The organism is Flavobacterium johnsoniae, assembly GCF_001879205.1.
In the GTDB taxonomy this organism is placed as follows: Bacteria; Bacteroidota; Bacteroidia; order Flavobacteriales; family Flavobacteriaceae; genus Flavobacterium; species Flavobacterium johnsoniae_A.
The window spans coordinates 470067-491487 of record NZ_MLFK01000007.1 but is presented as its reverse complement, the minus strand read 5'-3'; the positions used below and the strand labels follow the sequence as shown (position 1 = coordinate 491487).

Annotated in this window: 24 protein-coding genes; 9 read left to right on the top strand and 15 right to left on the bottom strand. The window is 33.7% G+C overall.

The genetic code is table 11. The features are described 5' to 3' along the window. The first annotated feature begins 143 nt into the window (after positions 1–143). The 3 genes from prfB (at position 144) to lpxD (ending at position 3128) form a co-directional block, all read left to right on the top strand. A protein-coding gene (gene prfB / locus BKM63_RS13725) for a peptide chain release factor 2 (RefSeq protein ID WP_123907074.1) occupies positions 144–1242 on the top strand; the annotation gives its coding sequence in 2 pieces (ribosomal slippage) (positions 144–206 and positions 208–1242; 1098 coding nt in all). A 111-nt stretch (positions 1243–1353) separates the two neighbouring features. Then, positions 1354–1800 carry a peptide-methionine (R)-S-oxide reductase MsrB gene (msrB, locus tag BKM63_RS13720; RefSeq protein ID WP_071637371.1) on the top strand — a complete coding sequence of 149 codons (447 nt, stop codon included), beginning with the start codon at positions 1354–1356 and terminating at the stop codon, positions 1798–1800. A gap of 329 nt (positions 1801–2129) precedes the next feature. Then, a complete protein-coding gene (gene lpxD, locus BKM63_RS13715) occupies positions 2130–3128 on the top strand; it encodes a UDP-3-O-(3-hydroxymyristoyl)glucosamine N-acyltransferase (RefSeq protein WP_071637133.1) in 999 nt (332 codons plus the stop codon). 55 nt (positions 3129–3183) lie between these two features. On the opposite strand, the gene BKM63_RS13710 is transcribed toward lpxD, so the two are convergent. The 4 genes from BKM63_RS13710 to BKM63_RS13695 all read right to left on the bottom strand — a co-directional run bounded on the left by BKM63_RS13710 (position 3184) and on the right by BKM63_RS13695 (position 4828). Continuing rightward, a complete protein-coding gene (locus BKM63_RS13710; RefSeq protein ID WP_071637132.1) occupies positions 3184–3390 on the bottom strand; it encodes a hypothetical protein in 207 nt (68 codons plus the stop codon). A gap of 5 nt (positions 3391–3395) precedes the next feature. Beyond that, entirely contained in the window at positions 3396–3707 is a 312-nt protein-coding gene (locus BKM63_RS13705; RefSeq protein ID WP_071637131.1) for a DUF3817 domain-containing protein, read from the bottom strand. 2 nt (positions 3708–3709) lie between these two features. Further along, complete coding sequence (locus BKM63_RS13700; RefSeq protein WP_071637130.1) at positions 3710–4168, bottom strand: hypothetical protein; 459 nt, start codon at positions 4166–4168, stop codon at positions 3710–3712. Between the two features lie 69 nt (positions 4169–4237). Continuing rightward, a complete protein-coding gene (locus BKM63_RS13695) occupies positions 4238–4828 on the bottom strand; it encodes a TetR/AcrR family transcriptional regulator (RefSeq protein WP_071637129.1) in 591 nt (196 codons plus the stop codon). A 140-nt stretch (positions 4829–4968) separates the two neighbouring features. Here BKM63_RS13695 and BKM63_RS13690 point away from each other — a divergent pair, with 140 nt between their 5' ends. From BKM63_RS13690 to hemN, 5 genes are all read left to right on the top strand, one after another. After that, complete coding sequence (locus tag BKM63_RS13690) at positions 4969–6597, top strand: acyl-CoA carboxylase subunit beta (protein ID WP_071637128.1); 1629 nt, start codon at positions 4969–4971, stop codon at positions 6595–6597. Between the two features lie 120 nt (positions 6598–6717). Beyond that, on the top strand, positions 6718–7140 hold the full coding sequence (locus BKM63_RS13685; protein ID WP_071637127.1) for a DoxX family protein: 423 nt from the start codon (positions 6718–6720) through the stop codon (positions 7138–7140). Positions 7141–7257: 117 nt separating this feature from the next. Next, a complete protein-coding gene (locus BKM63_RS13680) occupies positions 7258–7605 on the top strand; it encodes a hypothetical protein (RefSeq protein WP_071637126.1) in 348 nt (115 codons plus the stop codon). Between the two features lie 115 nt (positions 7606–7720). Further along, on the top strand, positions 7721–8191 hold the full coding sequence (locus BKM63_RS13675) for a hypothetical protein (RefSeq protein ID WP_071637125.1): 471 nt from the start codon (positions 7721–7723) through the stop codon (positions 8189–8191). Between the two features lie 123 nt (positions 8192–8314). Next, complete coding sequence (gene hemN / locus BKM63_RS13670; RefSeq protein ID WP_071637124.1) at positions 8315–9679, top strand: oxygen-independent coproporphyrinogen III oxidase; 1365 nt, start codon at positions 8315–8317, stop codon at positions 9677–9679. Here the strand turns inward: hemN and BKM63_RS13665 are convergent. From BKM63_RS13665 to BKM63_RS13630, 8 genes are all read right to left on the bottom strand, one after another. Further along, a complete protein-coding gene (locus BKM63_RS13665) occupies positions 9676–10377 on the bottom strand; it encodes a sulfite exporter TauE/SafE family protein (RefSeq protein WP_071637123.1) in 702 nt (233 codons plus the stop codon). The genes hemN and BKM63_RS13665 overlap by 4 nt on opposite strands. Before the next feature lie 73 nt (positions 10378–10450). After that, positions 10451–10900, bottom strand: coding sequence for a FixH family protein (locus BKM63_RS13660; protein ID WP_071637122.1), 450 nt, complete (start codon positions 10898–10900; stop codon positions 10451–10453). Positions 10901–10912: 12 nt separating this feature from the next. Next, complete coding sequence (gene ccoG / locus BKM63_RS13655; RefSeq protein WP_071637121.1) at positions 10913–12331, bottom strand: cytochrome c oxidase accessory protein CcoG; 1419 nt, start codon at positions 12329–12331, stop codon at positions 10913–10915. Positions 12332–12341: 10 nt separating this feature from the next. Further along, a complete protein-coding gene (locus tag BKM63_RS13650; protein WP_071637120.1) occupies positions 12342–13280 on the bottom strand; it encodes a cbb3-type cytochrome c oxidase N-terminal domain-containing protein in 939 nt (312 codons plus the stop codon). Between the two features lie 4 nt (positions 13281–13284). Then, positions 13285–13479 carry a CcoQ/FixQ family Cbb3-type cytochrome c oxidase assembly chaperone gene (locus BKM63_RS13645; RefSeq protein ID WP_071637119.1) on the bottom strand — a complete coding sequence of 65 codons (195 nt, stop codon included), beginning with the start codon at positions 13477–13479 and terminating at the stop codon, positions 13285–13287. A 7-nt stretch (positions 13480–13486) separates the two neighbouring features. Next, positions 13487–15673, bottom strand: coding sequence for a cytochrome-c oxidase, cbb3-type subunit I (ccoN, locus tag BKM63_RS13640; protein ID WP_071637118.1), 2187 nt, complete (start codon positions 15671–15673; stop codon positions 13487–13489). Positions 15674–15676: 3 nt separating this feature from the next. Next, positions 15677–15868, bottom strand: a complete 192-nt coding sequence (gene ccoS, locus BKM63_RS13635; protein ID WP_071637117.1) for a cbb3-type cytochrome oxidase assembly protein CcoS — start codon at positions 15866–15868, stop codon at positions 15677–15679. A 114-nt stretch (positions 15869–15982) separates the two neighbouring features. Next, entirely contained in the window at positions 15983–18370 is a 2388-nt protein-coding gene (locus BKM63_RS13630) for a heavy metal translocating P-type ATPase (RefSeq protein ID WP_071637116.1), read from the bottom strand. 201 nt (positions 18371–18571) lie between these two features. Between BKM63_RS13630 and BKM63_RS13625 the strand changes: the two genes are divergently transcribed. Next, entirely contained in the window at positions 18572–19252 is a 681-nt protein-coding gene (locus BKM63_RS13625) for a Crp/Fnr family transcriptional regulator (protein ID WP_071637370.1), read from the top strand. A 1-nt stretch (position 19253) separates the two neighbouring features. On the opposite strand, the gene mazG is transcribed toward BKM63_RS13625, so the two are convergent. The 3 genes from mazG to def all read right to left on the bottom strand — a co-directional run bounded on the left by mazG (position 19254) and on the right by def (position 21267). Beyond that, positions 19254–20024 carry a nucleoside triphosphate pyrophosphohydrolase gene (gene mazG / locus BKM63_RS13620; protein ID WP_071637369.1) on the bottom strand — a complete coding sequence of 257 codons (771 nt, stop codon included), beginning with the start codon at positions 20022–20024 and terminating at the stop codon, positions 19254–19256. A 103-nt stretch (positions 20025–20127) separates the two neighbouring features. Further along, positions 20128–20613, bottom strand: a complete 486-nt coding sequence (locus BKM63_RS13615) for a DUF5606 family protein (protein ID WP_071637115.1) — start codon at positions 20611–20613, stop codon at positions 20128–20130. Between the two features lie 63 nt (positions 20614–20676). Next, complete coding sequence (gene def / locus BKM63_RS13610; protein ID WP_071637114.1) at positions 20677–21267, bottom strand: peptide deformylase; 591 nt, start codon at positions 21265–21267, stop codon at positions 20677–20679. Between the last annotated feature and the right edge of the window lie 154 nt (positions 21268–21421).

The following is a 21421-nucleotide window of genomic DNA, read 5'->3' as shown; positions in this document are numbered from 1 at the left end:
TTTTTTTCCTTCTTTTCTGTTGAGTAAATTAATTGCTGTATTCTAAAAACTAAATCTTATTTTTGTATAACGAAATTACGCATTAGTTTTCAACCTAAATTAACGTAATATCTACAAAAAACATAAAAACTACTTATTAATTTATGACAACAGCCGAACAAGTAAAAGGTATTGTGGAGCGCCTTGGTGCGTTGAGGAGGTATCTTTGACGTTGATGCCAAGCTAATCGAAATTGCAAACGAAGAAGAAAAAACTTTTGCTCCTGATTTTTGGAACAATCCAAAAGAAGCGGAAAACATTGTGAAAAATCTTCGAAACAAGAAAAAATGGATTGAAGATTATGACAAAGCTGTCTCACTAACAGATGAATTACAGCTTGCTTATGATTTTTATAAAGAAGGAGAACTTTCTGCAGAAGAATTGGATGAGCAATATAATGTGACACAATCGCATATTGAAAACATCGAATTTAAGAACATGCTTTCTGACGAAGGCGATAGTCTAAGCGCAGTAGTACAAATTACTGCAGGAGCCGGAGGAACCGAAAGCTGCGATTGGGCAGGAATGCTCATGCGTATGTACATGATGTGGGGAGAAAGTTATGGTTATAAAATAAAGGAACTTAACTTTCAGGAAGGTGATGTCGCTGGTATTAAAACCGTGACATTAGAGTTTGAAGGCGATTATTCGTTTGGATATTTAAAAGGAGAAAACGGAGTTCATCGTCTGGTTAGAATCTCTCCTTTTGACAGTAACGCTAAACGTCATACGTCATTTGTATCTGTTTACGTTTATCCTCTTGTTGATGACAGTATCGAAATCGACATTAACCCTGCTGATATCGAAATTACAACTTCTCGCTCAAGCGGTGCCGGAGGACAGAATGTAAATAAGGTTGAAACCAAAGTTCAATTGGTTCACAAACCAACCGGAATCCAGATTCAGTGTTCTGAAACGAGATCGCAGCAAGATAACCGACAACGTGCCATGCAAATGCTTCGCTCTCAATTGTATGAAATTGAATTGAAGAAACAACAAGCACAGCGTGCTGACATTGAGGCCGGAAAAATGAAAATCGAATGGGGTTCGCAAATTCGTAATTACGTAATGCAGCCTTATAAACTGGTAAAAGACGTTCGTACAGGCTACGAAACCAGCGATGTCGATGGTGTAATGAACGGAAATATAGATGCTTTCCTAAAAGCCTATCTAATGATGATGGGACAGAAGGAGGAAGAATAAAGTTTTCAGTTTACTAGTATTCAGTTTATTAGTATCCAGTCGCAGTTTACAGGCACAGTAAACTTGAAACCTGAAACCTCAAACTTGAAACCTCAAACTAAAAAACAAGTTATGATAAAATGGGCAGATGTAATTCATTTTACAAATAAAGGAAATCCGACTCCGGATAAAAAAGTGGAGAAAACGGATGAAGAATGGAAGCAGCTTTTAACTCCTGAAGAATATCAGGTAACTCGTTTAAAAGGAACTGAAAGATCTTTCAGCTCTGAATTATGCAGTTTATTTGATCCTGGTATTTATGAATGCAAGTGCTGCGGTACGGTTCTTTTTGATGCAAGCGAAAAATTTGAATCAGGAACAGGATGGCCTTCATTTACACAGCCAATTAAAGAAAATGCTGTAGGATATCACGCGGATAAATCATACGGAATGATTCGTGTTGAGGTGGTATGCAATGTATGCGAGGCACATTTGGGCCATGTATTTCCAGACGGGCCGCCGCCAAGCGGTTTACGATATTGTATTAATGCAGTGTCATTATCAAAAATCAAAGAATAATCATAAAAGCGATTCCTTTTTTAAGTGAATCGCTTTTTTTTAAGCTTCACTAAACGAAACAATTAACAAAACAAATGTAAGCTAAGACTTATCAATTAAATTATTTATTTTCAAGCAGTGATATCTAGGATTATTCAGTCAAAAATGCAGTCTCAGCAATTCTATTTATTAAAAACCTCTCAGTAAATTAATAGTTAAAATGTTAATTTTGTAATATTTAGACTTCTATTTTAAATATTTATTAAGAAACATGAAAAATTTATTAGGTAATTAAAATCTATTTTATTTTATTTGGCAAAAATTAACCTTAAGTCGATTAAAAATTGTCAATGAAATCCTATTCAATTCAAGAAATTAATGAAGTAATTAATGGCGTAATTTACGGCACAACTTCGCAAAGCATTACCGCAACAGAGCAATTAGAAAAAGCTACAACTTCAGAGATTTCTTTTATAGGAAATAAAAAATACGAAAAATACTGGTCGACATCAAACGCTTCAATTGCAGTTGTGAATGAAGATATTTCGATTGAACCCGGAGAAAATCGCGCTTTTATTAAAGTAAAAAATGCCGATTTGGCCATGTCACAAATCCTCGCCCTTTTTGCCCCTCCTACTCCAATATTTCATAATAACATTCATAGAACAGCCACTATCGACGAAACTGCTGTAATTGGCGACGGTGCTAAAATTGGTGCCGGTTGTTATATTGGACCAAAAGTTGAAATTGGCGCTAATGCTACTATTTATCCAAATGTGACTATTTTGGATGAATGTACTATCGGAAAAAATACTATTATTTGGTCTGGAACAGTTATTCGTGAGCGTTGTCATATTGGAAGCGATTGTATTATTCACCCAAATGCAACAATTGGCGCTGATGGTTTTGGATTTCGCCCCTGTACTGAAAAAGGTTTGGTTAAAATTCCACAAATTGGAAATGTAATTATTGGCAACGGAGTTGAAATTGGAGCGAATTCATGCGTTGACCGCGGAAAATTCAGTTCTACAATTTTAGGCGACGGCTGTAAAATTGATAACTTGGTTCAAATTGGACATAACAGCAAACTGGGAAGATTCTGTATTATGGCAGGAAACAGCGGCTTAGCGGGTTCTGTAACTTTAGGAAACGGTGTTATCATTGGCGGAAGCGCCTCGATAAAAGATCATACCAGTATTGGAGATGGTGCTGTAATTGGAGCCGGATCTGGTGTTATTGGTGATGTTCCTGCAGGTAAAACAATGCTGGGCTACCCTGCTGTTGAAGCACGTGATGCTCTAAAACAATGGGCAACACTTAAAAGAATGGCTTGCGCTCCTAAAAAATAATTCAAACCTAATTGAGATAAAAAAAACATTCACCGCGGTGAATGTTTTTTTGTTTTTATAAAGCTTCACACTCAAAGCCAATAACTTTCATCAAAAAAACAACTTTTTCGATAATATCATCTTTACATTCCAATCGCAGAATATTATCACAATCTTCAAGATCAAAATTCCACTTTGAATTTGGAAATAACCTATTCAATTTAGGAGTCACTTTTTTCACTTTCGAAATGCTGTCAACATTTGTTTTGAATACAAAAACCATGGCTTTTAATCGTTTTTAATTTTGCTTAAAATCTTAGAATCAATATAAAAAGTTCCAAACGGAATCACACAGGCCAAAAGCACTTTCCATGTAGTGTTTTTAAATTTCCAGTTCTGCTCTACTCCAACACTCAGTGTATTAAAAATAAAAAGAAGAAATAAAGCCCCGTGAACCGTTCCTATCGGCCGGGTTAAAAAGGGCATTTCAAAAATATATTTCATTGGCATTGCTATAAAAAGCAAAATTAAAAGTGAAGTTCCTTCTAAAAATCCAATGATTCGCAATCTTCCGGTATTTGTCTGCAATAAATTTTTCATAATTATCTAAAGTAAGGTCGGTTGGCAATAGGTGAAAATGGCCACGGAATGGCAATAAAAATGATAACTAAGGCAATAGAAAACCAAACAAACATGGTTCTAAACTTTTGCTCATCAGAAAGTTTTCTTTTGGCTAAAGCAGAGCCAATGGTAATGATAACTATGGCAAGCAGCATTAAGACAATATGAATAATTCCGAAGAATGAAGCATCCAAATTTTGAATCGCTTCTTTAAAGTTTTTCCAGAAATATTTCACAATAGGGCTTTGTACATAAACCAATATTCCAAAAACAAGCTGGATATGGGCAATTGTTGCCGTCCAGTGACGGAGAAGGTTATTTTTTTTAGTAAAAGGAAGTTTTTGAGAATAACCTTTGTAAGCTGTATAAATAGAATATAACAAGCTTACTAATACAAACCATCTTATAAAAGAATGGCATTCTAAAAGAGTTTGATACATTGTTTTTTGATTAAGACAATGCAAATATATTTAAAAACATACTAATTAGTATGTTTTTAAATAATAATTTTATTTCAAGCCATTTAAATATCCCTTAAGCTCCTTTAAATAAACAAGATAAGAGGAATTATCATTTTGAAGTTTTCCGAAATTTCGTATTCCCCAATAACCCGATAAGATAAAAAATGCTACTTGTTCGCCAATTACATCTTTACGAATTAAACCCGCTTCTTTTCCTTTTTCAATAGAATTTATAATGGTCGCTTTCCATAAATCAACCAATTCAGCCAGGGCTTCACTAAACTTTGTATTCCATGGGGTCATTTCCTGCGTAAGATTTCCAACAGGGCATCCATATTTTACCTGCAAAAAAGGGTCTTCAAGCAATAAATAGGAAATCATATTATAAAAATCTTCAATTGGGTCTTGAGAAGCTTCAGTTGGTTTTATAAATTGTTCCTGCATCGTTGGTTTTAGAATTTCTTCGATAATAGCAACGCCCATTTCATCTTTTGTTTTAAAATGGTAATAAAAAGCCCCTTTTGTAACCTGAGTTGTTGCAATTATTTCATCAATGCTCGTGGTCTGATAACCTTTGGTATAAATCAACTCAAATGCTTTATGAAGAATATTAAGTCGGGTATTTGCAGCTTTTGACATAAAAAATACTGATTAGTATGAAAAAACAAATTAAAGAAAAATAATTGGTTTAAACTTTTTCTTAATTCACAAAGCAACCAATTTATTTCAATTGATTTTGTAAATTAGCCAACACTATTTTGTAAAATCAATATTATATCATGGATTTAAACTTCAATAAAAACGAAGATCACAATAAACTATTACTTTCAGAACTAAAACAAAAATTTGCAAAAGTAAAATTAGGCGGAGGCGAAAAACGAATCGAGAAATTACATTCCGAAGGAAAAATGACCGCACGTGAAAGAATCGCTTATTTATTAGATGAAAATTCAAATAGTATTGAAATAGGCGGTTTTGCCGGAGAAGGAATGTACGCAGAACACGGCGGATGCCCTTCTGGAGGCGTTGTTGTCAAAATAGGGTATGTCAAAGGAAAACAATGCATTGTGGTTGCCAATGATGCGACTGTAAAAGCCGGAGCCTGGTTTCCAATTACAGGAAAGAAAAATCTTCGTGCGCAAGAAATTGCTATGGAAAACAGACTTCCGATTATTTATTTGGTTGACAGTGCAGGAGTTTATCTGCCTATGCAGGATGAAATTTTTCCTGATAAAGAACATTTCGGACGCATCTTTAGAAACAATGCGCAAATGAGCAGTATGGGAATAACGCAAATCGCTGCCGTTATGGGAAGCTGTGTTGCCGGAGGTGCTTATCTGCCAATCATGAGCGATGAAGCTTTAATTGTAGACAAAAACGGCAGTATTTTCCTTGCCGGAAGTTATTTGGTAAAAGCCGCAATTGGCGAAACGATAGACAATGAAACTTTGGGCGGTGCTACAACACACTGCGAAATTTCGGGTGTAACCGATTATAAAGCGAAAGATGATAAAGATGCTTTAGATAAAATCAAAAGTATAGTCGATAAGATTGGAGATTATGATAAAGCGGGCTACAACCGAATCAAAGCTTTAAAGCCAGCGTTAGAGCCAAATGACATTTACGGAATTTTACCAAAGGCCCGAAACGAGCAATACGATATGATGGAAATCATCAATCGTTTGGTAGATAATTCAGAATTTGAAGCTTACAAAGATGGTTACGGCCAGACTATAATTACCGGTTACGCCAGAATTGACGGATGGGCTGTTGGTATTGTAGCCAATCAGCGCAAAGTAGTTAAAACAAAAAAAGGCGAAATGCAGTTTGGAGGCGTGATCTATTCTGACAGCGCTGATAAAGCAACCCGTTTTATTGCCAATTGCAATCAAAAGAAAATTCCACTTGTATTCCTGCAAGACGTTACCGGGTTTATGGTAGGTTCAAAATCGGAACATGGCGGAATTATTAAAGATGGTGCTAAAATGGTAAACGCAGTAAGCAATTCTGTTGTACCAAAATTCACAGTAATTGTAGGTAATTCTTATGGTGCAGGAAATTATGCGATGTGCGGAAAAGCCTATGACCCTAGATTAATCTTTGCCTGGCCAAGCGCAGAACTTGCTGTTATGGGCGGCACACAAGCTGCGAAAGTTTTAGCTCAAATAGAGGCTTCTTCGCTTAAAGCAAAAGGAGAAATTATCGATGAGGCTAAAGAAGCTGAACTTTTCAATAAAATAAAAGCACGTTACGACGAGCAGACTTCTCCGTATTACGCTGCTTCAAGATTATGGACAGACGCTATAATTGATCCGCTGGACACAAGAAAATGGATTTCAATCGGAATCGAAGCTGCTAATCATGCTCCAATTCAAAAACCTTTTAATTTAGGAGTTATTCAGGTTTAAGTTTTCTTGAAATTCAAAAACGTGTTAAATAAATAGCAAAAAACTTATTTCCAAGTACTTAAAATAAATATATGATTAAAAATTAGTAACTTTATATATAATTTCTAATCACGTAGTATCATGGAAAATGTCAAAAGCTTAAATAAGTGGGCCAATTCGCATACTTATTTACCAGTAGATTTAGTGCGTATAATATTGGGCGTTTTTTTATTTATGAAAGGAATTTCGTTTGTAACCAATGTTCAGTATTTACATGATTTAATTTCTCCTATAGATCAGTTTGGGGGTGGTATGTTTCTTTTGCATTACATCGCACCAGCCCATATGATTGGAGGCATAATGATTGTATTCGGGCTGCTTACCCGCTGGGCAATTGCAGCTCAATTACCAGTACTATTTGGTGCAGTTCTCGTTAATTTTATGGGACGTATGCATTCAGAAAGCTTAATTCTTGCAATTGTAGTTTTATTACTTTGCATCTTTTTCTTATTTTATGGAGGAGGAAAACATTCTGCCGACTATTACTTTAAAATGCAGCAATAAATCATTTTATCCTCAACTTCCAAACAAAAGTTGAGGATAAAATAATAAAGCCATTTTTAAGAAGTAATTAGCACTTAAAATTTCATTTATTGTGTTTTATGAACTAAATTCGCAGCCATGAATTGGATTCGTAAAGCCATATTTTTTATATCTCTTTTGATTATAGCTCTTTTTGCTGCTCAGGCAAACGAGTTTCCTGTACAGCAAATCGAAAGTCAAAAAACGGATACGAACTTCTTCAAGGATATTGCTGATTCTTCAGCATTTATACAGCCTCAGGGCAGTTATCAATTTGCAGCCAATATCAAAACAGACCATCCGGCTGTAATCAAATGGTTTGATTCGCTGCTGGTTATTATTCCTCAGCACAAAGCAGTTAAATCTGCATTTAACTTTACGAATCAGTTTAATACTCAGAGCAAAAAAATCCTATTACTGCTCTACGCTTTCCATTTTTTTTGGTAGATAAAACCTTGAAATTCAATTCTGAAGAAGGAATTCTTCAAAAGTAATTAAGCCGTTTTCAATTAGAAAACTGTTTATCGTTTCATATTATTTCACCAAACTTAAAATCAAAAAAATGGAAACAAGTGTAACCATAATTGGCATTGTGATTGCGGTCATAGTGGCCGTTCCAATTTATTTTTCAGCACGATCGAGCGCAGCGAACAAAACAAAAATTTTAAATATCAAGAAGAAATTCAATCCAGCCAATCCGCAGGAATTTGATTTAACCGAATCTCAAAGCAACAAAACCCTTACAATCGATCAAAAAAACAGAAAGTTTATTTTAATGAACTTCAATCCAAATCAACAGGAATCAACCTATGTAGATTTGAAAAGTGTTTCGTCATGTAAATTAGTTTTAACTACAGAAGGAAATTCGGATACAATTGTAAAGATTGATTATGAATTTCAGGAAAAAGAAACCTCTAAAAAAATTACAATTCCATTCTATGATTTCGATGATGACCGTATTAAACAAATAAGCGCTTATCAGGATCATATGTTTGCGAAAAAATGGCTTAAAATCATTCAGGATTCTATATAATGTTAGTTATTTAATTCAGTAAAAAGAGGCTCTTTATGAGTCTCTTTTTTTTCTCTACATGATATTTGTCATTTTATGCCTAGATTGGAAATACTAATTTTGATGAAAACTAAATCCGTCTTTATGAGAATTTCATTAACCCAAAAGTACAATGTACCAGGTCCAAGATATACTAGCTATCCTACAGTGCCTTATTGGAATGACGCTGCTTTTACAGTAGAAGAATGGAAATCATCTTTTCAAAAATCTTTTTCAGAAAGTAATTCTCAAAATGGAATTAGTTTGTATATTCATTTACCCTTTTGCGAAAGCATGTGTACTTTTTGCGGCTGTAATAAGCGAATCACAAAAAATCATTCTGTCGAGGGAAAATACATTCAGGCCGTTTTAAAAGAATGGAGTCTATATTGCGATTTACTTCCACAAAAACCAATTATAAAAGAAATACATTTAGGTGGAGGAACTCCCACTTTTTTTTCTACAAATAATTTAGAACAGCTTATTAACGGCATTTTTAGTCTGGCAGATAAAGCCGAAAATCATGAATTTAGTTTTGAAGGCCACCCTAACAATACAACTTATGAACAACTAAAAAAGCTGTACGATTTAGGTTTTAACCGAGTAAGTTTTGGGGTTCAGGATTATGCCGAAAAAGTTCAAAAAGCAATAAATCGTATTCAACCGTTTCATAATGTCGCAAAAGTAACTTTTTGGGCAAAAGAGATTGGCTATAAATCAATCGGACACGATATTATCTTTGGACTGCCTTTTCAAACCGTAGAAGATGTAATTGATACCGTTGAGAAAACAAATTCATTAAAACCAGACAGATTGGCTTTTTACAGCTATGCTCACGTGCCATGGATTAAAGGAAATGGCCAGCGCGGTTTTAATGACGAAAACCTTCCTAAAGATTCTGAAAAAAGAAAACTTTATGAAGTGGGCAAACAATTACTTTCCTCTAATGGATATCATGAAATTGGGATGGATCATTTTGCTCTATCTTCAGACAGCTTATTTCATGCCGCGCACAACAAAAAAATGCATAGAAATTTTATGGGCTACAGCGCTTCAAAAACACAGCTTATGATTGGCTTGGGCGTTTCCTCTATCAGCGACAGCTGGTATAGTTTTGCTCAAAATACAAAAACACTGGAAGATTACTATCAAATTTTAGAATTAGATCAGCTGCCTATAATAAAAGGGCACATTTTAAATGATGAAGATCTTATTATTAGAAAACACATTTTAAATCTTACCTGCGAACTTGAAACTTCCTGGAATGAGGATTCTTTATATTTTAAAGAACTACCACATGTTTTAATGTCATTAAAAGAAATAGAGAATGATGAGTTGATTGTAATTGAAGAAGATAAAATCAAAATTACAGAAGCCGGAAGACCATTTGTACGTAATATATGTATGGCTTTTGATTTGCATTTAAAAAGAAAATCACCGGAAACCAACTTGTTTTCGATGACTGTCTAATGGCAGTTAGGAGTTCCCTGAACAAATAAACTCATATTTGAAGGAGATAAATAGGGAATTCCTAATCCTAATCCTCTTAAAATAAATAATATCCCAATTATTATTGCAACATACGGAATAGCTTTTTGAATTTTATTTCTAAAAGGCAATTTTAGTAATGAATTGATGTATATCACAACTGTCATCAAAGGAATCGTACCTAATCCATAAAGTAACATATACAAAACCCCAAATCCGGCACTCTGCATTGCAATAGCCCCAAATAATGCGACATAAACCATTCCGCAGGGCAAAAATCCGTTTAAAAGCCCAATTGTAAAGAGAGATTTATAGCTTTTCTTTTTAAACTGACTTCCCAGACTTGATTTAATATTTGAGATAATCTTATAAACCGGTTTTGAAAAATTGTATTTAGCAAATACTCTTTCTGGTATCAGTACGATCAAAATCATAGCAATACCAATAAAAATAGACATTTTTTGCTGCATTCCTGCTAAGAAAAAACCTCTGCCTAACAATCCGAAAATTAAACCAATGCTTGAGTAAGCGGTTAATCTTCCTAAATGATAAGTAATAATCTGTGTTACTTTTTTAGCTTCATTTTGATGATCTACAGGCAGCATCATTGCAATTGGACCACACATGCCGACACAATGCAAACTGCTGATTAAACCTAATATAAATGCTGAAAATAACATCTTAATTGTTTTTTTCTACTGCCAATTGAATTACTCTTGACACAGTAACTATCTGGACAATAAAACTGTTAAATTAATTTACGTAAATAACCTCTTTTGTCAGGTACTTTTTACCTTCATACTGCCATTCCATATTGACATCCCAACGTCCTTTTATTAATTTATTATGTGGAATAACTATAGAAGAATTTGTTAAGGCAATTTGAGTATTAAAATCAAATTTTTTATTTGAAGGTCGGTATAATAAAATATTTCCTTTAATTTTTTCACTTTCAAAAGTGGCAGGAAAAGTAACTTTTACTCCTTCCTCGCCAAATTTTATTAAAGGTTTATGCTGTAAATCGTGTGCATTTTGAATTCGTGCCATTTCCTCCTGAAAATGGGTATCGTGTTTGTAATATTCTTCTACAACCAAATCATTATCGTATTTACTATTTGATTGTACTTCAAAAACAAAATATAAAATAAATGTCATAAACAATGCAAATGCAATGACAATTCCGGTTCCCCAATTAATTTTCATGATAATATACTTTTAATTAAAACTTCGTGGTCCTAAGAAATTTGTAGTAGTAGTTTCGAGAAGTTCTTTACCGTTATAAACCCCAATTTTTACATTAGTTTTATCACTTTCCAGCAAAATTTCATCTATTTCGATAAATAGTGTTCCTTGCGAAATTCCTTCTTTAACTACCTTAAAATGCTGTTTTCCAACATTTCTAATTTCACCTTTTTGATCTATTAATTCAAAATGGATATCATTATAATCTTTCATTGTCTTGTTGACAATTTTATAAGTATAAACATTACTGATTTTATCTCCTTTATGTTGAAAAAGCTGTCCAGGCAAACGCAAAACAACTGCCTGAAGATCAGTTCTTAAAAACAACATTCCAACAAAAATACTCAATAATACAAACAAAACTGCCGTATAGCCTTTCATTCTTGCAGTAAACTTAAAAGGTTCTTTTTTAGCAATTTCATCTTCAGAAGCATAACGAATAAGTCCTTTTGGCAATCCAACGCTCTCCATTATATGATCACATTCATCTATACAAGCGGTACAGTTTGTACATTCTAACTGCGTTCCGTTTCTAATGTCAATTCCCATTGGACATACGTGAACACACTGAAGGCAATCAATACAATCTCCTTTTCCTGTTAAGGCTCTGTCTTCTTTTTTATTAAATTTTGCGCGTCCGTTTTCTTTTTCACCTCTCACAAAATCATACGCAACGTTTATAGATTTATTATCTAATAATACACCTTGTAATCTTCCGTAAGGGCAGGCAATAATACAAACCTGTTCACGAAACCAAACAAAAACAAAATAAAAAACTCCGGTAAAAATAAGAAGTGCAATAAAATTACTTGCCTGCTGAATTGGTCCTTGCTCAATCATTAACAATAAGGCATCACTGCCAACCAAATAAGCCAGAAAAACATTGGCAATAACAAAAGATATAATAAAGAAAATTGTCCATTTAATGACTCTCTTTCTAATTTTTTCGGCATTCCATTCCTGCCTTGCCAAACGTGACTGTGAACCGCGGTCTCCGTCAATCCAATATTCAATTCGGCGGAAAACCATTTCTAAAAAAATGGTCTGGGGACAAATCCATCCACAAAATATTCTTCCAAAAACAACTGTAAATAAAATTATGAAGACAACACCAACGAGCATTGAAATCACAAAAAGGTAAAAATCCTGAGGCCAAAAAGGGAATCCGAAAATATTAAAACGACGTTCCATAATATTGAACATCATAAATTGGTTTCCGTTTACTTTTATAAACGGATTTATAATTAAAATTGCCAATAAAACATAACTGACAATTTTCCTGTAATCATAAAATTTACCAGACGGTTTTTTAGGAAAAATAAATTTTCGTTTACCACCTTCATCTATAGTTCCAATGGTATCTCTAAAAGCTTCGTCTGGTAAATTTGACATGATATTTTATTTATTTTTTAACTTCTGTGGTATCTTTTTGTGCATTTGCAGCAGTTTCTGTTTTAGGAGCACTATCATCTGCCCAAACTTCTCCTTCTGCTTCTTTTGGATCTTTTGGATTTGATCCCTGCAGCGATAAAATGTAACTCGCTACTTTTTGAATTTCTTTTGGTTTCAAGGTTCCTTTCCAGGCAATCATCCCTTTACCGTCACGACCTCCGTTTGTAATAGTATGGAATAGGTTTTTAATTCCACCTCCTAAAATCCAGCGATCATCTGTTAAATTTGGTCCAATCTGCCCTCCTCCATCAGCACGGTGGCATGCTGCACAATTGGTTGTAAAGATTTCTTTTCCCGCTGCTAAACTTGGTTCATCTGTAAGTAAAACAACAGTCTTTTCATCCATTAAATCCGGTGCTGTCTTTAGATACTCTTCAACATCAATTTTAGCCTGAGCCATTTCTTTTTTAAGTTCCATTTCCTGATCATCTGCTCCTAATACGTCATAACGAACTACATAGATAACACCAAAAATGATACAGATATAGAATAAATAAACCCACCATGGCGGTAAATTATTATCAAGCTCTTTAATGCCGTCATAATCATGATCCATCAATAAATCTGCTTCTTTTGACATTGGTTCAGTTTTAGTCAGCTTGTGCATTAGTTCTTTGAACCAAGTGCTTTCTTGTAAACTTAAACTGTTTTCATATTCTAATTTTGCCTTTTCTTCCGGAGACATTAATTGATACATAACTCGATTTACAGCACTAAGCGTAATTTCGATTGCAATCAAAATAAATAGAAATACAAATAAAAAGACAGACACCATTGGGTACTTTATAAATGCCGGTTTATCACCTGAGTCTATAAAAAATTCCATCAAAGCGAATACGATGAAGAAAATCAACGGCACTCTAACATATACTGGGAAAAACTTTTTCATTTTTTTATCTATCTTTTGAGATTACAACTTGCCCTTCTTCTAAAGGTATATTACTCATTTCCTGAATTTTATCTTTTTTATAAGAAAACACCCAAATGCCTAATCCTACGAAAAAGAAAAAGAAAATCAAGAGGGAAAGTATCGGGTAAATTTCTACACCCGATATCGTTTCCATATTGTGTTTTATTTGTTCAAACATAATGCTGTTATTTAGAAGTTTCTTTTACTTTAATATCAGTACCAAGTCTTTGTATATAAGCAATCAAAGCAACAATTTCTCTTTCGTTCATAGGAATAAATTTTTCCCCTTTTGCCGCAGCTTTTTTCTTGCTGTCTTCGTAACTTTTCACAAAGTCTGGATCGCTTTCTAAACTTTTTTCTATTTTAACTGCCTGATCTCTTAATGTTCTTTGTGCATTTGCAACATCTTCTTCTGTATAAGGAACTCCAAGTGAAATCATGGCTTTCATTTTCTTCTGAGTCAAGGAAATATCCAAAGGTTCATTATCAAATAACCATTTGTAACCTGGCATAATTGATCCTGCAGAAGTACTTTGCGGATTCCACATATGGTTAAAGTGCCAGTTATCATTGTACTTACCACCTACTCTCAATAAATCCGGACCGGTACGTTTTGATCCCCATAAGAATGGATGATCATATACAAACTCTCCTGCTTTTGACTGAACTCCATAGCGTTCAACTTCACTTCTAAACGGACGAACTGATTGTGAGTGACAACCTACACAGCCTTCTCTGATATATAAGTCACGTCCTTCAAGTTCTAATGGTGTGTAAGGCTTAACACTTGAAATAGTTGGAATATTTGATTTTACCATAATTGTTGGCACAATCTGAATAATACCTCCAATTAAAATTGCAATTGTAGCCAAAATAGTTAGCTGAATTGGTTTTCTTTCTAACCATGAGTGGAATTTTTCTCCGCTAAGTCTGCTGCTGCTGATTTTTTGTAAAGCAGGAGCCTGAGCTAATTCATCTTCAATCGTTTCACCAGCCCTAACTGTCATGATGATGTTATAAACTAAGGTCAACATTCCTATTAGATACAAACTACCTCCAATAGCTCTCATCCAATACATTGGCATAATTGCAGTTACTGTTTCAAGAAAGTTTCCGTAAGTTAAAGTTCCATCTGGATTAAATTGTTTCCACATTGAAGCTTGTTGAAAACCAGCAACATATAAAGGGATTGTATATACGATAATTCCTAAAGTACCAATCCAGAAATGAAAGTTTGCTAATTTTTTTGAAAACAATGCTGTTTTTGTCATTCGTGGAATCAGCCAGTAAATAATTGCAAACGACATAAATCCGTTCCAGGCTAATGCACCAACGTGTACGTGAGCAACGATCCAGTCTGTATAATGCGCAATAGCATTTACATTTTTAAGAGATAACATTGGTCCTTCAAAAGTTGCCATTCCATAACCCGTAATTGCTACAACAAAGAATTTTAAAACCGGTTCTTCACGAACTTTATCCCACGCACCTCTTAGTGTTAATAATCCGTTGATCATACCTCCCCAAGATGGAGCAATAAGCATTACTGAAAATGCAACACCTAAGTTTTGGGCCCAGTTAGGTAAAGCAGAATATAATAAGTGGTGAGGTCCTGCCCAGATATAAATAAAAATTAAAGACCAAAAGTGAATAATAGATAATCTATAAGAGTAAATTGGACGATTGGCAATTTTAGGAACAAAGTAATACATCAATCCCAAAAATGGTGTTGTTAAGAAAAATGCAACTGCATTGTGTCCATACCACCATTGTACCAAAGCATCCTGAACACCAGCATAGACAGAATAACTTTTTAATGCAGAAACCGGAATCTCGATGTTATTAAAGATATGCAGTACCGCAACAGTCACAAATGTAGCCAGGTAAAACCAAATTGCTACATATAAATGACGCTCTCTTCGGCGAAGCATAGTACCAATCATATTAATTCCCATTACAACCCAAATTAATGCGATTGCAATATCGATAGGCCATTCTAGTTCAGCGTATTCTTTTGAAGAAGTATATCCTAATGGTAATGTGATTGCGGCGGCCACAATAATTAACTGCCAGCCCCAAAAATGCAGGTTGCTTAAAAAATCGCTAAACATCCTGGCTTTTAGCAGCCTTTGCATTGAATAATACATCCCTGCAAAAAATGCATTCCCAACAAAGGCAAAAATAACGGCATTTGTGTGTAAAGGTCTTAATCGACCATAACTAAGCCATGAAATCCCATCTGTGATATTGGGAAAAAGGTACATGACCGCTAAGGTCAGCCCCACTAACATACCCACTACTCCAAAAAGAATAGTGGCGTAAATGAATTTTTTTACAATTTTGTTGTCGTAATAAAACTGTTCCATTTCCATAATTTATACTTGTTTTTCTTCTATTGGTGAATTATTATTTTGGGAAGTAATTTTTGTTTCATCGTCAAAAAGCATTCTGACTGAAGGTGTATAATCATCATCATACTGACCCGATTTGACAGCGATAATAAAGGCAATAAAAAAACAGACTGCCACGAAAATACTTACTGAAATTAAAAGATAAATAACACTCATACCGTAAATTTATGTTAACAAAATTACTAGGTCATTGGCGTTTAAAACATGATAATTATCATAATTGAAGAATAATGTTAAAATTATAAAAAATATTCTTACAATTATTTAAATTCATTTTAAATTACTCTTACTGAAATAGTTAGCCATTATTGTTACAAAACTTACAATAGTAATTGTACTCAATGGCATTATGATTGCCGCCACTAAAGGAAGCAGATTTCCTGTTACTGCAAAAGCAAGACCTATAACATTATAGAGCAATGACAAAGCAAAACTCATTTTAATGATTAAAATAGATTTATGAGATAGTTTTAGAAAGTAATTTAGCCTTGAAAATTCACCTGCATCTAAAATTGCATCACAAGCTGGAGAAAAAACATTTACATTTTCAGAAACCGAAATACCCACATTACTTTGCGCCAGTGCTCCGGCATCATTTAATCCATCTCCTACCATCATGACATTTTTTCCTCTTTCCTGCAGTTTTTTAATAAACTCCAATTTCTGCTCGGGTTTTTGATTGAAAACCAGCTCTGTATTTTTAGGCAAAATATCTTCAAGAGTACCTCGCTCACCGTCATTATCTCCAGATAGAACCTTGATATTGTAGTCTTTACTTAGTGTTTCAAATAATTTTTCCAGGCCTTCCCGATATTGATTTTGAAACACAAATTTTCCATAATACAAATTATCTATTTTTATATGAAGCGCTGTTCGTTCTATCTCAGATGAATCTAGAACAGGACTTTCTACAAATACAGAAGATCCTATTTTTATTTCTTTATTGTCAATGGCTGCCAGAATTCCTTTTCCGGTAATTTCTTGAAAATCATCAATTTTGATTCTTTTGTATTCCGGTAAAAAGTCATACAGCATTCGGCTTAAGGGATGATTGGACCCCCTAAGTACATTTTTAATCAGTGTAAAATTTTCATCAGAAAGATTAATTCCCTGATATGTAATATTTGATTTTTTATTAGTTGTAATTGTTCCGGTTTTATCAAATACTATCGTATCCACTTTAGCCAGCTGCTCGATGACTAAAGCATTTTTGAGATACATTTTTTGTTTCCCCATGATTCGAAGAATATTCCCAAAAGTAAAAGGTGCCGTAAGAGCCAGCGCACAAGGACAAGCCACAATTAAAACTGCTGTAAAAACATTAAAAGCAGTATTAGCATCGATAAATATCCAATAACCAAAACCCGCAAATGCGATCAACAGTAAAATTGGGGTGAAATACCTGCTTATTGCATCTGTTATGGTTTTGTGTTTTTGCTGTACTTTTTTCTGAAAAACCTCATTACTCCACAATTGTGTTAAGTAACTTTGCGAAACAGAGTGCAATACTTCCATTTCTATTACTTTACCAATCTGTTTTCCGCCGGCGAAAACTTTATCTCCTGATTTTTTGGTAATAGGAACTGATTCTCCAGTTACAAAACTATAATCAATATCTGCTTTTTCGCTAATGAGGATTCCATCAACAGGAATCAATTCCTGATTTCTAATCAAAAGACGGTTTCCTTTTAAAACATCATAAATCGGGACACTTTCTTCAGAGGCATCTGAATTGATTCTGGTTACCGCAATTGGAAAATAGGATTTAAAATCTCTTTCGAAACTTAAAAAACTATAGGTTTTAATTTGGAACATTTTTCCAAGCAGCATGAAGAAAACCAAACTGGCCAAGCTGTCAAAAAAACCAGGTCCATGATCCATAACCATATCGTACGTACTGCGAATAAACATTACGATGATTCCCAAAGCAATAGGAATATCAATATTCAGCATTTTGGTTTTAATACTATGATATGCAGAAACATAATAACCGCTTGCCGAATATAAAAAACTTGGCAAAGCTAAAAGAAAGATTAAAACTCTAAAAAACGGTTTATAGCTATCTAACCAAAATTCTTTCATCTCGAAATACTCCGGAAAGGATAACAGCATAATATTACCGAAACAAAAAAATGCAACACCAAGTTTATAAGTTAAACTTCTGTCTACTTTGTTTTTACCTGTTTCGTAATTTTCTAAACTAATATAAGGTTCATAACCAATTGAGCTTAACAGATAGACAATTGATTTGAGTGAAACAGTTTCAGAATTAAAAGTAATTCTAACTTTTTTCTCTGGAAAATTAACCTGAGATGTACTGATTCCGGGTTGTAAGCGATTAAGATTTTCGAGTATCCAAATGCAGGAACTACAATGAATATGAGGGATATTGAGTGAAACTATTGCGGTATTTCCTTCTTGAAATTCAAGAACTTTTGTCAAAATAGATTCGTTATCTAAAAAATCGTATTTTCCTTTAATATCTTGTGGAGTGGCGCCAGGAGATTTTTCAAATTCATAATAAGAGGTTAAATCATTTAGACTAAAAATTTCGTAAACTGTTTTACAACCAGCACAGCAAAACTTTTTGTCATCAAAATTGATTTCTTCATTTTTAGGTATTTCAAGCCCGCAATGAAAACAACTCTGCTCATTCATAATTTGTTTTTTTAATTAGACAAATATTCCAAATAAGGAGCGATTATAACTATGACATTTATCATATTATCATGAAATCGAATTCTAAATTAGCGAAATAAAACGTTATAGTTTAAGAATTCATATTTTATTCACTTTTTTATACCATAAAAGCACCATCGAACAGCAATATTGGTTAATTTTGCAGTAAATTTTTTTGCTATGAATAAGTGTGATCAATGTATTGTAAGGCAGCTTACTTCTCTAAAAGCTCTCAATAAAGATGAAGTTATAAAATTGGCTAATAGCAAAACGACTTATACTATTAAAAAAGGCGAAGCTATTTTTGAGGAAGGTGAAGTTACTAATGGTGTTTTTTGTGTAAAAGACGGTATTGGAAAACTTTCTAAATTAAGTGCGAATGGAAAAGATCAAATTGTAAAACTGGTAAAATCAGGCGAGCTTTTAGGACAGCGTTCTATGATTAGCAACGAACCTGCCAATTTATCTGCAAAAGCAGTTGCCGATATGGAAGTTTGTTTTATTCCAAAAACTGAAATTATTCACTTCTTTAATAACAACAATCAGTTTTCTCTAAACTTAATGCAGTCTGTTTGCGAAGATTTGAAGGAATCTGATAACGACAAAATTGCTTTAGTTCAAAAAACGGTAAAACAGCGTTTAGCAGAAACTTTACTCCAGCTTCATGATGAATTTGGCGAAAACACAGATAAAACTCTGAAAGTTCAACTTACCAGAGAGGAACTTGCCGGAATAATAGGTACTGCAACGGAAAGCTGTATCCGATTATTATCGGATTTTAATAAACTGGAATTAATTGAATTGGTTGGTAAAAAAATAATGCTGAAAAATATAAAAGCATTAAAAAAATTAGCCGAATAACTTATTGCTTTTTAGCTTCATTCCAAAAAACGTCCATCTCGGCCAAAGTCATATCCATTAAAGGTTTTCCTAGTTCAGAAGCTTTACTTTCTAAATACTGAAAACGTTTAATAAATTTTTTATTTGTGCGTTCTAAGGCATCTTCGGGATTAACATTTAAAAATCGGGCATAATTTATCATTGAGAAAAGGACATCTCCAAACTCGGCTTCGATTTTATCCTGATCGCCAGCAGTGACTTCAACTTGTAATTCTTCCAGTTCCTCCTGAACTTTATCCCAAACCTGATGCGGTTCTTCCCAGTCAAATCCAACACCTTTTACTTTATCCTGAATACGGCTTGCTTTTACTAATGCCGGCAGACTTTTGGGAACACCTTCTAAAACAGATTTTTTACCTTCTTTAAGCTTAAGTTTTTCCCAGTTCTGCTTTACTTCTTCTTCGTCTTTTACAACTGTATCACTATATATATGAGGATGACGGTGAATCAGTTTGTCGCAGATTTCGTTACAAACGTCAGCAATATCAAAATCATTTGTTTCTGAGCCAATTTTAGCATAAAAAACAATGTGCAGTAACAAATCTCCAAGCTCTTTTTTTACTTCGTTTAAATCATTGTCTAAAATTGCATCACCTAATTCATAGGTTTCTTCAATTGTAAGATGCCTTAGTGTCTGCAGGGTTTGTTTTTTATCCCATGGACATTGCTCGCGAAGTTCATCCATTATAATTAATAATCTTTCGAAAGCCTTTAATTGAAGTTCTTTACTCATTTTTTGAAGTTTTTTTGGTTCTACTGCCGAGTATGTAAAAGTAAAAAATCCTGTCAAGAAAACGATCTTAACAGGATTAATATATTTGAATTCAGAAAAATTATTATTCTTCTTTTTTAGCTTTTGCTTTTTTGGCAGCAGGAGCTTTTTTTGGCTTTTCTTCTACAGCAGGAGCTTCTTCTGGAGTTTCAGCTGGAGCTGGAGCTAAATCTGTAACCAGACCTTTAGCCTGAAGCGTGTTATACCAGTTTAATACTTTTTTAATATCTGATGGATAAACTCTCTCTTCGTCGTACTCAGGTAAAATTTCTTTAAAATAAGCACTTAATGTTGCGTTATCTTCTTTGTGAGAAATAGCCTGTCCTTTGTTTTCTTTAGCTGCAATTTTTTGCATTACTTCAGTTAATGGTTTTTCTCCTTCGTATGTATAAATTGAAATTTCTGATAGTAAACTTACATTACTTTTTAAGTTTACTGTAATTTTTTTTCCATCTAATAATGATTCTGCCACAAAACCTGTACGAGTCTGTACTTTCAATACATATAATCCTGGTTTTCCAGAAATGGCTAAAATTTTGTCTAAATTCATGTTTATTAAAATTAGTATTAAGAATTTTATTGTATTTTTTTTATGTCCTAAATTTTAGAACACTTATCTTCCTTTTTTAGCGGCTGCGAATTTCATTCTGTACTCTTGAAAAGTTTTGCCTTCAGTAATATTTTTTAATTTCTTTTGAATCAAACGCTTTTTCAATGAAGATATTTTGTCTGTAAACAAAACTCCTTCGATATGGTCATACTCGTGTTGAATAACTCGAGCAATCAAACCGTCAAAAACCTCTGTTTTCATCACAAAATCTTCCTCACAATATTCAATCGTAACAGTTGGTTTTCTATAAACATCCTCACGAACGTCAGGGATACTTAAACATCCTTCATTAAAACTCCACTCTTCACCTTCCTCTTTAACGATTTTAGCATTGATAAAAGTTCTTTTGAAACCTTTTAAATCTTTCTGTTCATCTGATGGTAAATCGTCATCCTCACTAAAAGGAGTTGTATCGATAACAAATATACGAATCGGTAAACCTACCTGCGGTGCAGCAAGTCCAACACCGTAAGCATTATACATGGTTTCGTACATGTTTGCTATTGTCTCTTTTAAGTTTGGATAATCTGGCGTTACTGCCACACCTACTTTTCTTAAAACAGGGTCACCATATCCTACAATTGGTAAAATCATTTGTTTTTATTTAATGTTTTATCTGATGAAAACTGTAATTAAAGTTCTCATAATTCAGCTGGCAAAAATAATAAAAAATAGTCAATGAATAATTCTAATCGGCATATAATATCTTATTTTTTGCCCCTCTGTTAAAATCTCATCTATAATTATG

Coding starts and splice junctions, on each gene's coding strand:
- BKM63_RS13685 (WP_071637127.1), top strand. CDS start 6,718: ATGGAAAATGTCAAAAGCTTAAATAAGTGGGCCAATTCGCATACTTAT.
- BKM63_RS13645 (WP_071637119.1), bottom strand. CDS start 13,479: ATGTTTGAACAAATAAAACACAATATGGAAACGATATCGGGTGTAGAA.
- BKM63_RS13675 (WP_071637125.1), top strand. CDS start 7,721: ATGGAAACAAGTGTAACCATAATTGGCATTGTGATTGCGGTCATAGTG.
- BKM63_RS13615 (WP_071637115.1), bottom strand. CDS start 20,613: ATGAATTTAGACAAAATTTTAGCCATTTCTGGAAAACCAGGATTATAT.
- BKM63_RS13705 (WP_071637131.1), bottom strand. CDS start 3,707: ATGAAAAATTTATTGCAGACAAATACCGGAAGATTGCGAATCATTGGA.
- BKM63_RS13660 (WP_071637122.1), bottom strand. CDS start 10,900: ATGAAAATTAATTGGGGAACCGGAATTGTCATTGCATTTGCATTGTTT.
- def (WP_071637114.1), bottom strand. CDS start 21,267: ATGATTTTACCAATTGTAGGATATGGTGACCCTGTTTTAAGAAAAGTA.
- hemN (WP_071637124.1), top strand. CDS start 8,315: ATGAGAATTTCATTAACCCAAAAGTACAATGTACCAGGTCCAAGATAT.
- ccoN (WP_071637118.1), bottom strand. CDS start 15,673: ATGGAAATGGAACAGTTTTATTACGACAACAAAATTGTAAAAAAATTC.
- ccoS (WP_071637117.1), bottom strand. CDS start 15,868: ATGAGTGTTATTTATCTTTTAATTTCAGTAAGTATTTTCGTGGCAGTC.
- BKM63_RS13700 (WP_071637130.1), bottom strand. CDS start 4,168: ATGTATCAAACTCTTTTAGAATGCCATTCTTTTATAAGATGGTTTGTA.
- msrB (WP_071637371.1), top strand. CDS start 1,354: ATGATAAAATGGGCAGATGTAATTCATTTTACAAATAAAGGAAATCCG.
- BKM63_RS13690 (WP_071637128.1), top strand. CDS start 4,969: ATGGATTTAAACTTCAATAAAAACGAAGATCACAATAAACTATTACTT.
- BKM63_RS13630 (WP_071637116.1), bottom strand. CDS start 18,370: ATGAATGAGCAGAGTTGTTTTCATTGCGGGCTTGAAATACCTAAAAAT.
- BKM63_RS13710 (WP_071637132.1), bottom strand. CDS start 3,390: ATGGTTTTTGTATTCAAAACAAATGTTGACAGCATTTCGAAAGTGAAA.
- lpxD (WP_071637133.1), top strand. CDS start 2,130: ATGAAATCCTATTCAATTCAAGAAATTAATGAAGTAATTAATGGCGTA.
- BKM63_RS13625 (WP_071637370.1), top strand. CDS start 18,572: ATGAATAAGTGTGATCAATGTATTGTAAGGCAGCTTACTTCTCTAAAA.
- BKM63_RS13680 (WP_071637126.1), top strand. CDS start 7,258: ATGAATTGGATTCGTAAAGCCATATTTTTTATATCTCTTTTGATTATA.
- mazG (WP_071637369.1), bottom strand. CDS start 20,024: ATGAGTAAAGAACTTCAATTAAAGGCTTTCGAAAGATTATTAATTATA.
- BKM63_RS13665 (WP_071637123.1), bottom strand. CDS start 10,377: ATGTTATTTTCAGCATTTATATTAGGTTTAATCAGCAGTTTGCATTGT.
- ccoG (WP_071637121.1), bottom strand. CDS start 12,331: ATGTCAAATTTACCAGACGAAGCTTTTAGAGATACCATTGGAACTATA.
- BKM63_RS13650 (WP_071637120.1), bottom strand. CDS start 13,280: ATGAAAAAGTTTTTCCCAGTATATGTTAGAGTGCCGTTGATTTTCTTC.
- BKM63_RS13695 (WP_071637129.1), bottom strand. CDS start 4,828: ATGTCAAAAGCTGCAAATACCCGACTTAATATTCTTCATAAAGCATTT.